This window comes from Streptococcus mitis (assembly GCF_902159415.1).
Taxonomy (GTDB): domain Bacteria; phylum Bacillota; class Bacilli; order Lactobacillales; family Streptococcaceae; genus Streptococcus; species Streptococcus mitis_BG.
Map to the genome: position 1 here is coordinate 123042 of NZ_CABGJU010000002.1, position 14992 is coordinate 138033.

Here is a 14992-nt window from a genome sequence, read left to right on the forward strand (position 1 = left end):
CAGCCTACAAACAAAAAAGCCACCTGATTTGGTGGCTTCTTTAGGGAGATTATTATGAAAAAGAAAAGTTTAGGATTTCTATTAAATAAAGTTAGGAGGTCTTTATTTAATGATTATAGGATACAAGAGAAGACTTAAAGTTAGCTTAAGATAAAAGAATTATATTTTTTCTTGCTAGAAATCTTAACAAACACCAACCAAAGCAGAAAAGTTAGGAGGCAGATACTCACCACTATTAAGTATATTTCTTCCTTTGTTAAAAGATTCTGCCAGTTAAGCCGGATTCCTAATTTTTCTTGAAACTCTTCTAATAAGCTACTATTCCCCATAAATGTAGTTTCCAATTGCTCCTTCATTAAGACCTGTCTATAGAGAGAAGCAAGATAGGTAGCCGGTGTGCACTTCATGAGAACTTGAGCGAAGTTAGGAAGAATTCCCATTGGTACATAAGTTCCTACTAAAAACCCTGAAGCAGTACCTACAATGGTTGCCAATTTACCCAGACTATCTACTGACTGGAAATGATAAATCAAGAGTACATTTACCAATGTTGAAAGGAGACTACTTAGCAGCATGATTAAACTTATTTCAAATAGCTTACTCATAGCTGGAATTTCTTGAAAATAAAGGCTCATAACAATAAGCATAAAGGCTTGCATAACAAAGGAAATGATAAGGCTACTAATAAGATAAGACAGTTGCAAGCCCCAGCTCCCTAAATCTGTCAAAAAGAGATCCTGATCCACTTGATTTTCACGGTCTTGTACCATCTGGGTCAAAGCTGTAAAACTGGTTGTAATCCCAGTCACAGCCAAGGTTCCACCCATCAGCCAGTTATTTAAAAGGCTCTTATTATCAGGAAGTTGGGACCAGGCATCCATCAAATTTTTCTGCAAAAAAATGATATAGAGTAGAAAGGAAATCAAAGCTCCCAGTAATGAGAAAAAGACTCCTGAACGATTACGAAAATACAACAAAAAATCACGTTTTAATAAGGCTAACATTAGCGCACCTCTCTTCCTGTAAGGGCTATAAAGGCATCATCCATAGTTCCTGGACGAAATTCAAAGCCAGCAATCCTCTCACGAACTTGGGTCAAATAATCAATAGCTTCCAATTGGCTCTTAGGATAAAGACTATACTCAAACTCATTTTCCTTTTCCACAGGCATATTTTTAGGTAAGAATTTCTCCACCTGCTTATCTTTAAAACAAATTTTTAAAAGATTGGAAGCGTACTTACTTTTAATCTCAGCAGCAGAACCTTGGGCAATAACCTTTCCATGATCTATAATATAAAGTTGATCTGCCTCATCTGCTTCATCCAGATAATGAGTCGTTAAGATAATAGTCATCCCTTCATCTCTTTGTAGACGATACAATAAATCCCAAATGGATTTGCGAGTCTGAATATCTAGTCCAGTCGTAGGCTCATCTAGAAATAAAATATCGGGATTGGATAGGAGAGCCCGAGCAATGTCAACTCGACGTTTCTGTCCTCCTGATAAAGTTCCATAAAGTTGTTTCTGAAAAGCAGTCAACCCTAGTTGATTGATTAAATCTTCCACACGACCACCTTTAATCCCCTTATACTGCTGGGCACGAATGGCTAGGTTTTCTTTGACCGTCAACTTTTCATCCAATACACTTGCTTGAAAAACAACTCCAATCCTAGTATTGGGCGCATAGATGATTTGACCATTAGTTGCTCGTTTAAGTCCGATTAACATTGAAATCGTGGTCGATTTGCCAGCCCCATTAGGTCCTAAGATTGCGTTAAAACTTCCTTTTTTAAACTCTAAATTTATATCTTTTACTGCTGTATGGTCTCCATAGTTCTTAGTGAGGTCTTTTGCTTGTAAAATCATATTTCCTTCCTCCTTTTTGCACCTTCAGTTTAACAAAAAGGAAAAAGAAAAAATATAGTTTGGTGCTATGTGGTCGAAATGGATGATTATGTGGTCAATCTACCTTAAAACTTCAGCATTTGAACATAAAAAAGCCACCTGATTTGGTGGCTTCTTTAGGGAGATTATTATGAAAAAGAAAAGTTAGGATTTCTATTAAATAAAGTTAGGAGGTCTTTACTTAATGATTACATGATACATGAGTAAACTTAAAGTTAACTTAAGATAAAAGAATTATTTTAATTTTTTTCGATCCACCCAAATCATTCCTGTACAATTATAAGTAGATAAGGTTTCAAACCCCAGAGAATGGTAAAAACCCAAGTTTTTTTCTGTCTGTTCAGTCGCTAGTTGTATTTGGTAGGCATCCTTATAGTCAGCTAAAGCTTCTTTCATCAAGTTACTACCAATTCCTTGCCGCTGATAGCTAGGCAAAACGATCAAATCCTGGACAAAAACCGATGAAAAACCGTCTCCAACCAGACGCACTAAACCAACGATTTCCTCACCATCACGCGCAAGATAAGTCGTTAGCGAATGAGACAAGGCCTGCTCCAACATCTGTGGCTGATTGGTATAGTTTGTCCAACCAACTGCCTGATAGAGATGCAAAACATCATCAATTGAAATAGATGTTTCTTTTGTAAATTTTATCATAGTAGAACCTTTCTAACATTGCCTAAGCGATTTTATCTGCTGCCCATTTTTATCAAAGTTTTTAGGAGCCAACCATGTTTCCAAACGAGCTTTGACTTGTGGCCAGTCCTTATCGATCATGGACAACCAATCCGTATCTCTGGTGCGACCTTTATAGATAACAGCTTGGCGGAAGGTGCCTTCATAGACAAATCCCAAACGTGCTGCTGCTTTTCTAGATGGAAGATTGAGGGCGTCGCACTTCCACTCATAGCGGCGATAGTTGAGTTCTTCAAAAACATAACGAGCTAGCAAATAGTGAGCTTCTGTTCCCATCCTAGTCTGTTTGAGAGCCGGAGAAAAAGTCACCGCGCCAACTTCAATGGTGCGATTGGCTTGGTCAATACGCATGAGCGAAAAAGTACCCAGTGCTTTACCAGTCGCTTTATCGATAATCGCGTAGTAAAAGCGATCCTTTTGCTCAATCATCTGCTTTAAAGCTACCATTAACTCTTCTAGATTAGCCACTGGCTCCTGAAAGAGGTAGGTCCACATCTCCCGAGGACTATCTGGGCCATAAACAGCCAGCAAATCCTCCGCATGCTTTTCCACCGAAAGAGCTTCTAGAATCGTATACTGTCCTTCTATCCGTACAAGCGAGGGTAAAACTCCAGGTGTATCATCTACAGGTTCACCAATCATCTGACCGTATTCATTTACTGGCATAGCTTTCTCCTTGTCCCACACTTATAAGTTTAAAGATGTGAATAGTATATCACATCTCACAGGTAATCTACAAAAAATCCTCCAGATTCTACTCTGAAGGATTCATTTTTATTTCACAACAATGTTTACAAGTTTATTTGGTACACTAATCACCTTGACGATTTCCTTGCCGTCTATTTCTGCTTTGACTTTTTCGTCAGCCAGAGCAATTTCTTGCAATTCTTCGCGAGAAAGGTCTTTTGCGACCATGAGTTTGGCGCGGACTTTTCCTTTGATTTGGACGACGATTTCGATTTCGTCTTCAACCAATTTGCTTTCGTCCCATGTTGGCCAAGCTACGTAAGAGATTGACTCGCCTGTTGCTGCCACTGTTTGCCAGAGTTCTTCTGCCAAGTGAGGCGCAAATGGGGCAATCAATTGGATAAAGCCTTTGGCGTAGTCCATATAGAGTTTGTCTTCCTTGTTCGCCGCATTGACAAAGACCATAAGTTGGGCAATGGCTGTGTTGAATTTCATGGACTCGATTTGCTCTGTGACAGCCTTAACGGTTTCGTTATAAACCTTGTCTAGAGCACCATTGTTTTCCGAAACGATTTCTTTACTTGTAATCAAACGGTACACACGGTCAAGGAACTTACGACTTCCTTCCAGACCTTCTTCTGACCAAGCGATTGAAGCATCGAGTGGGCCCATAAACATTTCATAGACACGAAGGGTATCAGCACCATATTGTTCCACCACATCGTCTGGGTTCACCACGTTCTTGAGGGATTTCGACATCTTGGCTGGTGCTTGCTCCAATTCTTCTCCTGTTTCCACATGGAAGAAGGAACCATCACGTTTTTCAACCTTGTCAGTTGCTACAAGAGCACCGCGATGGTCACGGTAGCTAGTTCCCAAGATCATTCCCTGGTTAAAGAGTTTTTGGAACGGTTCTTTAGTTGGAACAACACCGATATCATAGAGGAATTTATGCCAGAAACGAGCGTAAAGCAAGTGAAGCACGGCATGCTCTGCACCACCCACATAGATATCCACTGGTAACCATTGTTTGAGGAGGTCCTCATCGGCCAATTTTTCTGTGTTATGTGGGTCGATATAGCGGAGGTAGTACCAGCTTGAACCAGCCCATTGCGGCATAGTGTTTGTTTCGCGACGACCTTTGACTCCATCTTCACGAGTCACTTCCAGCCAGTCTGTCAAGTTGGCCAATGGGCTTTCACCAGTACCTGAAGGGCGGATGTCCTTGGTTACTGGCAAGACAAGTGGGAGGTCACTTTCTGGAACGGCTGTTGAAGTCCCGTCTTCCCAATGAATGATTGGGATTGGTTCACCCCAGTAACGTTGACGGCTAAAGAGCCAGTCGCGGAGGCGGTAAGTCACTTTCTCTTGACCACAACCTTTTTCTTCCAACCAAGCCACAATTTTGGTAATAGCATCTTCTTTGTTAAGACCGTTCAAGAAGTCTGAGTTGACGTGAAGACCATCTTCTGTGTAAGCAGCTTTTGCTACGTTTCCACCTTCAAGCACTTCTACGATTGGAAGACCAAACTGTTTGGCAAATTCCCAGTCACGTTGGTCGTGGGCAGGTACAGCCATAACAGCACCTGTACCATAGCTAGACAAAACGTAGTCGGCAATCCAGATTGGGATTTCTTTACCATTGACAGGGTTGATAGCATAAGCACCAGTCCAAACCCCTGTTTTTTCCTTGGCAAGGTCTGTACGAGCCAAGTCTGACTTGAGGCTAGCTTGGTGTTTGTAGTCTGCTACAGCCTCAGCTTGTTCAGGACTTGTGATGGCATCTACTAGTTCATGCTCAGGCGCCAAGACAGTGAAAGTCGCACCAAAAAGGGTGTCAGGACGAGTGGTAAAGACGGTGAATTCCTTGTCTGTTCCTTTCACTTTGAAGGTGACATTGGCACCAGTTGATTTCCCAATCCAGTTGCGTTGCATGTCCTTGATAGACTCTGGCCAGTCCAGATCATCCAAGTCATTGAGCAAGCGCTCCGCATAGGCAGTGATTTTGAGCATCCATTGGCGCATTGGTTTGCGGACAACTGGATAACCACCACGCTCAGATGTTCCATCTGGAAGAACTTCTTCGTTGGCGATGGCTGTTCCCAATTCTTCCACCCAGTTTACTGGCACTTCCGCTTCATAGGCCAAGCCTTTTTCGTAAAGCTTAGTGAAGATCCATTGCGTCCACTTGTAGTAGTTTGGATCGGTAGTATTGACTTCACGGGCCCAGTCGTAAGAAAATCCAAGCGCATTGATTTGACGTTTGAAGTTGGCAATGTTTTCTGCTGTGAATTCCGCTGGGTCATTCCCTGTATCCATTGCATATTGCTCTGCAGGCAAACCAAAAGCATCCCACCCCATTGGGTGAAGGACGTTGTAGCCTTGGGCACGTTTGTAACGACTGAGGATATCTGTCGCTGTATAGCCTTCTGGGTGTCCTACGTGAAGACCTGCTCCCGAAGGGTAAGGGAACATGTCCAATGCATAAAACTTAGGTTTTGAGGCATCTGTTCCTGTCTTAAAGGTGTGATGGTCAGCCCAGTGTTTCTGCCACTTAGGCTCGATTTCTTTATGATTGTAAAAACTCATGGTATCTCTCCAATTTTCGTGATGTTCTTATTATACCATTTTTGAGAGAAATTGGGCTCTTCTTTTCTTTAATTTGATGATGAAAGTCTTAAAATCATTGCTTTTATCAATTCTCTTATTAAATCTATGACGACAAATATTCCTATCAAATTTCTAAAAAGAACTTGGTCTGTTATATAGGTGCATCATGGGTTTTTTTATGGTAAAATATAGGAAAGTGCTTTCTCAAAGGAGGAAAATATGAAAAAACAAACCATCGCTGTTTTAGGTCCTGGTTCTTGGGGTACTGCCTTGTCACAAGTCCTCAATGACAACGGACATCAAGTTCGTATCTGGGGAAATATTCCTGATCAAATTGATGAAATCAATACACAACATACTAACAAACGTTATTTTAAAGAAGCTGTATTAGACGAAAAAATTGTTGCCTATCATGATTTGGCAGAAACTTTGAAGGGTGTTGATGCTATCTTGTTTGTGGTGCCAACTAAGGTAACCAGATTGGTAGCTCAGCAAGTCGCTGCAGTTCTCGATCATAAAGTGGTTGTTATGCATGCCTCCAAAGGGCTTGAACCAGATAGCCACAAACGTCTCTCTACTGTTTTGGAAGAAGAAATTCCTGCTGAATTAAGAAGTGATATTGTCGTCGTCTCTGGACCTAGCCATGCTGAGGAAACCATTGTCCGTGACATTACCCTGATTACGGCAGCTTCAAAAGATCTGCAGACAGCACAGTATGTTCAATCTCTCTTTAGCAACAACTACTTCCGTCTATATACAAATACGGATGTTATTGGAGTTGAAACAGCTGGAGCTCTAAAAAATATCATCGCTGTTGGGGCAGGGGCTCTTCACGGTCTTGGTTTTGGAGATAACGCAAAAGCTGCGATTATCACGCGCGGTCTTGCAGAAATTACACGTCTAGGTGTTCAACTTGGAGCAAATCCACTTACCTATAGCGGTCTCTCAGGAGTTGGGGATTTGATTGTTACAGGAACATCTGTCCACTCACGCAACTGGCGAGCAGGAGATGCCCTCGGTCGGGGCGAAGCTTTAGCTGATATCGAAGCTAATATGGGAATGGTTATCGAAGGTATTTCAACAACCAAGGCAGCTTTTGAATTGGCAAAAGAACTTGATGTCTATATGCCAATCACTCAAGCAATCTATAAAGTTATTTATGAAAATGTCGATATCAAAGAAGCCGTAGCTGAACTCATGAGTAATGAATTTAAAGCGGAAAACGAGTGGTCTTAAGCCATTGTTAGAAAGGAAATATATGACACAGAAAGTCAGAAAAGCAGTCATTCCTGCTGCAGGACTTGGAACTCGCTTCCTTCCTGCAACCAAAGCATTGGCAAAAGAAATGTTGCCAATCGTAGATAAGCCAACAATCCAATTTATCGTTGAAGAAGCCCTTAAGTCTGGTATCGAAGACATTCTCGTTGTCACTGGTAAATCGAAACGCTCTATTGAAGACCATTTCGACTCAAACTTTGAACTAGAATATAATCTCAAAGAAAAAGGGAAAAATGATCTCTTGAAACTAGTAGACGAAACAACTGGTATGCGTCTACACTTCATTCGTCAAACGCATCCACGTGGTCTTGGAGATGCCGTCTTACAAGCTAAAGCATTTGTTGGGAATGAACCTTTTGTTGTTATGCTTGGAGACGATCTCATGGATATCAACGATGACAAGGCTATTCCATTAACTAAACAGCTCATGAATGATTATGAGAAAACTCATGCATCTACTATTGCTGTTATGCCTGTACCACACGAAGAAGTTTCCTCCTACGGAGTGATTGCTCCACAAGGAGAAGGCATCGATGGCCTATACAGTGTAGAAACCTTTGTTGAAAAACCAGCACCCGAAGATGCTCCAAGCGATCTAGCAATCATCGGTCGTTACCTCCTAACACCTGAGATTTTTAATATCCTAGAAATTCAAAAACCAGGTGCAGGAAATGAAATTCAATTAACAGATGCAATCGATACACTCAATAAAACCCAGAGAGTGTTTGCACGTGAATTTACTGGGGCACGTTATGATGTCGGTGATAAATTTGGATTTATGAAGACTTCAATTGAATACGCACTTAAACATCCACAAGTTAAAGACCACTTGAAAGACTACTTGATTGATCTTGGAAAAGAACTGTCAGGAGAAGAGTAAGCTATGTGAAAAGTCAGATTCTAATAGAATCTGACTTTTTTGAAATCTTAGATACAAACTGCTATATAGTCCTATTATAAGCCTAATTTCTTGCAATAAAAGCTTTTATGGTATAATAAAAAGAGTGAGGAAAGAAATGAAGAATAAATTAATTGAATTCAAAGAAAAAGGACTGGCCTTACTCCAGTCTCTAAAATCAAAAATTACTGATAAAATTCAAGCGAAGGATTCTAACCAAACCTCAAATGAAAACTCCAATACTAGTTCCAATATCTGGGCTATTTTGGCTAAAATTTTATTTGGGATAAAAGCTACCTTCAATACCTTATTCATTATAGCTTTTATTGGTGGCCTTTTAGGTACAGGTATTGTTTTTGGTTATGCCGTTTCACTTTTTGATAAAGCTAGCGTCCCTCAGACGGAAGATTTGATCAAACAGGTTAATAATATTTCATCTATATCTGAAATTCACTATGCAGATGGTTCCTTAATTGCTGCTATCGAAAGCGACCTCCTAAGAACATCGGTTACATCAGAGGGTATTTCCGACAACCTTAAAAATGCAGTCATTGCTACAGAGGATGAACATTTTAATGAGCATAATGGAGTTGTTCCAAAAGCTATCATTCGTGCTAGTCTAGGTAACTTTATCGGACTCGGATCATCGAGTGGAGGATCTACTCTCACCCAACAGCTTATCAAACAGCAAGTTGTTGGAGACGCTCCTACTTTAGCCCGTAAAGCTAATGAAATCGTTAATGCCTTAGCACTCGAACGTGCTATGAGCAAAGATGAAATCCTAACAACTTATCTTAACGTAGCACCTTTTGGTCGTAATAACAAGGGGCAAAACATCGCAGGAGCTCAGCAAGCAGCAATGGGTATCTTTGGAGTTGATGCTAGCCAACTTAGTGTTCCCCAAGCTGCTTTCATTGCCGGACTACCTCAAAGCCCTATCGTGTACTCTCCATATGAATCTACTGGTGAGCAAAAGAGCGACGAAGATATGGCTATAGGTATTAAACGTTCTAAAGATGTTCTCTACAATATGTATAGAACTGGTCTTCTAAGCAAGGAAGACTACGAATCCTATAGAGACTATGATATTAAACAGGATTTCTTGCCTGCAGAAAATGTGGATGTCGCTTCAAAAGGCTTCCTCTACTTTGCTACACTTAATGAGGCTACTAACCTCATGTATGATTATCTAGTTCAAAAAGATAATGTATCTACGCAAGAACTACAAAATGAATCCATTCAAAAATCCTACCGTGAATTAGCAGAAAAAGAAATTCAAAATGGTGGCTATCTTATCACTACAACTATTGATAAGAATATCCATACAGCTATGCAAAAAGCAGTTGCAGATTATGGTTACCTACTAAATGACAGTACAGGCCAACCAGAAGTCGGAAATGTCTTAATGGATAACCAAACTGGTGCTATTCTAGGATTTGTAGGCGGTCGAGATTATCAAAGTAACCAAAATAACCATGCCTTTGATACTAAGCGTTCTCCTGCCTCGACTACGAAACCGATTTTGGCCTACAGTATTGCCATTGACCAAGGATTAATGGGTAGTGCTAGCGTTTTGTCCAACTATCCAACCAAATTTGCTAATGGAAATCCAATCATGTATGTCAATAGTCCTGGTACAGGTATGATGAGTCTGAGAGAAGCTCTCAATTACTCTTGGAATATCCCAGCCTACTGGACTTACCGTATGCTCCGAGAAAAAGGAGTTGATGTTCGTTCCTATATGGAAAAGATGGGCTATGATATCCCTGAGTATGACATCGAAAGTCTTCCTATGGGGGGAGGAATTGATGTTACTGTAGCTCAACATACAAATGGTTACCAAACAATTGCTAATAATGGAGTTTACCATAAGAAGCATATGATTTCAAAAATCGAAAAGGCCAATGGCGATGTCATTTATGAGCATAAAGACGAGCCTGTTCAGGTATACTCTAAAGCAACTGCAACTATCATGCAAAGTTTGTTGCGAGATGTTATTTCATCACGTGCCACAACAACATTTGCAAACAACCTTGCAGCTATTAACCCAAGTTTAGCAAGTGCTGACTGGATTGGGAAAACTGGTACAACTAATGAAAATGGTGACATGTGGTTGATGCTTTCTACTCCAAGACTAACTCTAGGAGGCTGGATGGGGCACGATGATAATCGATCATTAGAAAATTTAGCAGGATATTACCGTAACTCTAAATATATGGCCTACCTAGTAAATGCTATCCAGCAAGCTTCCCCATCAGCTTGGGGAACCGAGAGGTTTAGCCTTGATCCTAGTGTAACCTCTTCCCAAGTTCTTAGATCAACTGGTCAAAAACCTGGACGAGTTAACCTCAACGGAAAAGATTATGAAGTCGGTGGGGAAACTGTTACAAGTTACTGGGCCAATAAAGCTGGAGCTCCAACTACGACCTTCCGCTTTGCAATTGGTGGTACTGATGCTGACTATCGACATGCTTGGAACGTTATTATTGGAAATCTAATTGAACAAAATAATAAAGATAAAAATAATAACAACAATAACGGTAACAATAACAATAACAGCAATAATAACGATAATAACGATAATAACAGAAACAACGATAATAACAGAAACAGCAATAATAACGATAATAGAAGTAACAACAATAATAACAACAATAACGGTAATAACGGTAATAACAATAGCAACAATAATAATAGTAATAACAGAAATAACTAACAACGCTAAGTTGCTTACCGATAGGAGAGCGAGAAATGATAATTCTCGCTCTCTTTTTTCTTTTTCTTATTCATGGTACAATAGCTTCATGAATAAATATCAAAAGAATATCTTTAAGGGAACCATCTATTCTCTCTTATCTGGCTTAATTTGGGGAATATGTGGTATTTTAGGGGAATACTTTTTTACACATTATCAGGTTTCTTCAGGCTGGATTACTTCTATGAGGCTTCTAATAGCTGGTAGCTCTGTACTCATTTTGGCATTTTACAAGCTTAAATTTCACTTATTCGATATTTGGCGTGATAAAAAGAATTATCTTTCTTTCCTTGCTTATGCTATATTGGGAATCTTCTCCGTTCAGTTTTTCTTTTATCTCTGCGTCGAATACTCAAATGCGACGACTGCTACTATCCTCCAATTCATCAGCCCTATTTTCATCTTAGCTTATGATCGGATAATCTATAAAAAGAAAGCCTCTAGGAATGCAATCCTATATGTTCTAATTGCCATGGTCGGAGTCTTCTTGATGACGACAAAAGGGGACCTGTCAACTTTATCTATCACACCCTTAGCCTTAGTCACTGGGCTACTCAGTGCTCTGGGAGTCATGTTCAATGTGATTTTGCCACAAAAATTTGCCAAAGAATATGGATTCGTTCCAACTGTCGGTTGGGGAATGATGCTAGCTGGGCTCTTTAGTAATATTCTCTACCCTGTTTATAGAATAAGCTTTCAGCTTGATTGGATTAGTATCGCTATCTGTTTAACCATTGCCTTTTTTGGAACAGCCTTTGCCTTCTTCCTATCCATGAAGGCTGTCTCACTCGTTTCCCCATTGGTGGTGTCAGTGGTCAGTGCAAGCGAACCTTTATCATCAGCTATTCTAAGCGTTCTGTTTCTAGGATTAGTCTTGGATGGCTATCTGCTATTAGCTATGATTTTGATTATTATTCCAATGGTCTTCTTATCCATCGAAGAATCAAAGGATAAAATGAAAGAAACTTCTTTTCATACTTAAGGCTTCAATTTTGGAGCCTTTTTTGGTAGAATAGTAAGCATTACAAAGAGTGAGGAGACACCCATGACTGCTACAAAAATGAATGCTCAAGAAATTATCCAATTTATCGCCAATGCTGAGAAAAAGACCAGTGTAAAAGTAACCTTTGAAGGACAACTTGCTGGAACTATCCCTACTTCTGTTACCAAGCTTGGAAATGTCCTCTTCGGAGACTGGAAAGACATCGCTCCCCTCCTCGAAAATTTAACAGAAAACAAAGACTATGTTGTTGAACAAGACGCTCGCAACTCTGCTGTGCCTCTCCTTGACAAGCGTGACATCAATGCTCGTATCGAATCAGGCGCTATCATTCGTGACCAGGTTGAAATTGGTGACAACGCTGTTATCATGATGGGGGCCGTCATTAATATTGGTGCAGAAATTGGTGCCGGTACTATGATTGACATGGGTGCTATTCTAGGTGGACGTGCTATTGTTGGTAAAAATAGTCACGTCGGTGCCGGTGCTGTTCTCGCAGGTGTTATCGAGCCAGCTAGTGCAGAGCCTGTCCGTGTGGGTGACAATGTACTCATCGGTGCTAACGCTGTCGTCATCGAGGGTGTTCAAATCGGTAGTGGTTCTGTTGTTGCGGCAGGTGCCATCGTCACTCAGGATGTCCCAGAAAATGTTGTGGTGGCAGGTGTTCCGGCTCGTATCATCAAAGAAATTGATAGCCAAACTCAACAAAAAACAGCGCTAGAGGATGCGCTTCGTACCTTGTAATTAGTAACAGAGGCGGAACCCTTTCCAGCCTCTTTATCGTATAAATAGAAGGAAATTAGATATGTTAGATTTGATTCAGATTCGACGCGATCTTCACCAAATTCCTGAGATCGGTTTAGAAGAATTCAAGACTCACGCTTATTTGCTCAATGTCATTGAAAAATTAACAGCTGGTAAGGATTTTGTTCAGATTCGTACTTGGCGAACAGGTATTTTAGTTTACTTGCAAGGAAGTCAGCCAGAACGCACTATAGGATGGCGAACAGATATCGATGGGCTCCCAATCCTTGAACAAACAGGCCTTTCCTTTGCCTCTCAACACCCAGACCGTATGCATGCTTGTGGACATGACTTTCACATGACCATTGCCCTTGGAAGTCTTGAACGTGCGCTAGAAAAACAACCCAAAAACAACCTCCTCTTTCTCTTCCAACCTGCAGAAGAAAATGAAGCAGGGGGTATGCTCATGTATGAAGATGGAGCTTTTGGCGACTGGTTGCCTGACCAATTCTATGGACTTCATGTTCGTCCGGACTTAAAAGTTGGACAGATTGCGACCAATACCCACACTCTCTTTGCAGGAACTTGCGAAGTCAAAATTCGCTTTAAGGGTAAAGGCGGCCATGCTGCCTTTCCACACCAAGCCAACGATGCTCTGGTTGCAGCTAGCTATTTTGTGACACAAGTTCAGTCTGTCGTCAGCCGCAATGTCGATCCTATCGAGGGAGCTGTCGTTACTTTCGGTGTCTTTCAAGCTGGAACAACCAACAATGTCATCGCTGATACTGCCTTCTTGCATGGAACCATCCGAGCTCTTACACACAGTATGAGTCTCTTAGTTCAAAAACGTGTCAAAGCCATCGCTGAAGGTATCGCAGCTGCTTTTGATATGGATGTGGAAGTTGAACTCAAGCAGGGAGGTTATTTGCCTGTCGAAAACAACCCTGAATTAGCCCAGGAATTGATGACCTTCTTTGATGAAAAAGAGGGAATTGAACTAATCGACATCGAACCTGCCATGACAGGAGAAGACTTTGGTTATCTTCTCTCCAAGGTTCCTGGTGTCATGTTCTGGCTCGGAATTGATAGTCCCTATGCTCTTCACCATCCACAGATGAGTCCTAAAGAAGAAGCTCTAGCTATCGGTGTCGATGCGGTATCAAGCTTCTTAGCCAAGAAAGTTGCGGAGTAAACTATGAAAAATGTCCTACGCAAGCAGGTCTTGCAAGAACTCAAATCTCTATCAGCCGAAGAAAAGGAAGTCATGGACGCTTGGTTGACTGAACAACTACTTCTACATCCCTTCTACAAGGAAGCAAAAACCATCGCCACTTATCTGTCTTTTCCTCATGAATTTCAGACAGCTAGACTTATCGAACAGGCTCAAAAAGATGGGAAAACGATCCTCATCCCCAAAACCTATCCACATGGGAAAATGGACTTTGTCGTCTATGAACCAGAAAAACTCGAACAGAATTCTTTTGGACTTCTTGAACCTCAAGGAGCGTTCACAATCCTTGAACCCTCTCAGATTGACCTGATTCATGTTCCTGGTTTGGCCTTCAATTCTTCTGGCTATCGGATTGGGTATGGTGGTGGCTACTATGACAGATATTTGAGCCATTATTCTGGTAACACCATCAGTACGCTTTATCCTTGTCAGATTCAGAACTTCCATCCTGATCCACACGATATTCCCGTTAAGGAGGTAATTATCTATGAAAGAGATTTTTGATCGTCGTTATCCCGTCACGAGCTTCTTTCTTCTCGTGACAACCCTGGTTTTTGTCATCATGTTTCTAACCAGTGGTTTCAATTACACAAGTGCAGCCACCTTGTATCAATTCGGAGCTGTATATCCTCCTGCCATCAAGGCCATGCCTGAGCAAGTCTGGCGCTTGTTCTCAGCAATCTTTGTCCACATTGGCTTGCAGCACTTTTTAGTCAACATGCTATCCCTCTACTTTTTAGGCCGTCAGATGGAGGACATCTTTGGTTCCAAACAATTTTTCTTTATCTATCTTTTATCAGGGATGATGGGGAATCTCTTTGTTTTGGTCTTTAGTCCTAATGCCATCTCAGCTGGGGCCTCAACCGCCCTTTACGGCATGTTCGCTTCTATTGTCGTCCTTCGGTATGCTTCGCGCAATCCCTACCTCCAACAGCTTGGTCAATCCTATCTCTCCCTCTTAGTCATCAACCTGATAGGTAGTGTCTTAATCCCTGGAATCAGCCTTGCTGGACACGTTGGGGGAGCTGTTGGTGGCGCATTACTGGCTATCGTCTTCCCTGTCCGAGGAGAACGAAAGATTTATAGCCCAGTCCAACGTGGTCTTGCAACCCTAGCCTTCATTACTTTATCAGCCCTACTACTTTTTATCGGATTGCTTTAATACAAAGAAAAACCATTGGAATCTC

General features: G+C 41.2%; 13 protein-coding genes. 8 read left to right on the top strand and 5 right to left on the bottom strand.

The features are described from left to right. Positions 1–140: 140 nt before the first annotated feature. The 5 genes from FN031_RS06895 to leuS all read right to left on the bottom strand — a co-directional run bounded on the left by FN031_RS06895 (position 141) and on the right by leuS (position 5878). The gene (locus FN031_RS06895) at positions 141–1004 is read right to left on the bottom strand and encodes an ABC transporter permease (protein WP_142558822.1); all 864 of its coding nucleotides are present in this window, start codon (positions 1002–1004) and stop codon (positions 141–143) included. Next, positions 1004–1867, bottom strand: coding sequence for an ABC transporter ATP-binding protein (locus tag FN031_RS06900; protein ID WP_142558824.1), 864 nt, complete (start codon positions 1865–1867; stop codon positions 1004–1006). Before FN031_RS06900 ends, FN031_RS06895 begins: the two co-directional genes overlap by 1 nt. A 273-nt stretch (positions 1868–2140) precedes the next feature. Further along, the gene (locus FN031_RS06905) at positions 2141–2563 is read right to left on the bottom strand and encodes a GNAT family N-acetyltransferase (protein ID WP_142558826.1); all 423 of its coding nucleotides are present in this window, start codon (positions 2561–2563) and stop codon (positions 2141–2143) included. A 12-nt stretch (positions 2564–2575) separates the two neighbouring features. Next, positions 2576–3268: a GNAT family N-acetyltransferase gene (locus tag FN031_RS06910; RefSeq protein WP_142558828.1), complete on the bottom strand. Its 693-nt coding sequence runs from the start codon at positions 3266–3268 to the stop codon at positions 2576–2578. A gap of 108 nt (positions 3269–3376) precedes the next feature. Further along, positions 3377–5878 carry a leucine--tRNA ligase gene (gene leuS / locus FN031_RS06915; RefSeq protein ID WP_142558830.1) on the bottom strand — a complete coding sequence of 834 codons (2502 nt, stop codon included), beginning with the start codon at positions 5876–5878 and terminating at the stop codon, positions 3377–3379. Between the two features lie 240 nt (positions 5879–6118). On the opposite strand from leuS, the gene FN031_RS06920 reads away from it, so the two are divergent. The 8 genes from FN031_RS06920 (at position 6119) to FN031_RS06955 (ending at position 14967) form a co-directional block, all read left to right on the top strand. Next, a complete protein-coding gene (locus tag FN031_RS06920) occupies positions 6119–7135 on the top strand; it encodes an NAD(P)H-dependent glycerol-3-phosphate dehydrogenase (protein ID WP_142558832.1) in 1017 nt (338 codons plus the stop codon). A gap of 22 nt (positions 7136–7157) precedes the next feature. Further along, positions 7158–8057: a UTP--glucose-1-phosphate uridylyltransferase GalU gene (gene galU, locus FN031_RS06925; protein WP_142558834.1), complete on the top strand. Its 900-nt coding sequence runs from the start codon at positions 7158–7160 to the stop codon at positions 8055–8057. Positions 8058–8193: 136 nt separating this feature from the next. Further along, a complete protein-coding gene (gene pbp1b / locus FN031_RS06930) occupies positions 8194–10791 on the top strand; it encodes a penicillin-binding protein PBP1B (RefSeq protein WP_142558835.1) in 2598 nt (865 codons plus the stop codon). An 88-nt stretch (positions 10792–10879) separates the two neighbouring features. Next, a complete protein-coding gene (locus FN031_RS06935; RefSeq protein WP_142558837.1) occupies positions 10880–11812 on the top strand; it encodes a DMT family transporter in 933 nt (310 codons plus the stop codon). Positions 11813–11875: 63 nt separating this feature from the next. Continuing rightward, complete coding sequence (dapD, locus tag FN031_RS06940; protein ID WP_142558839.1) at positions 11876–12574, top strand: 2,3,4,5-tetrahydropyridine-2,6-dicarboxylate N-acetyltransferase; 699 nt, start codon at positions 11876–11878, stop codon at positions 12572–12574. 61 nt (positions 12575–12635) lie between these two features. After that, positions 12636–13766, top strand: a complete 1131-nt coding sequence (locus FN031_RS06945; protein ID WP_142558841.1) for an N-acetyldiaminopimelate deacetylase — start codon at positions 12636–12638, stop codon at positions 13764–13766. 3 nt (positions 13767–13769) lie between these two features. Beyond that, entirely contained in the window at positions 13770–14309 is a 540-nt protein-coding gene (locus FN031_RS06950) for a 5-formyltetrahydrofolate cyclo-ligase (RefSeq protein WP_142558842.1), read from the top strand. After that, positions 14293–14967 (top strand): rhomboid family intramembrane serine protease, encoded by a 675-nt coding sequence (locus tag FN031_RS06955; protein WP_142558844.1) that lies wholly within the window; start codon positions 14293–14295, stop codon positions 14965–14967. Before FN031_RS06950 ends, FN031_RS06955 begins: the two co-directional genes overlap by 17 nt. Positions 14968–14992: the final 25 nt, after the last annotated feature.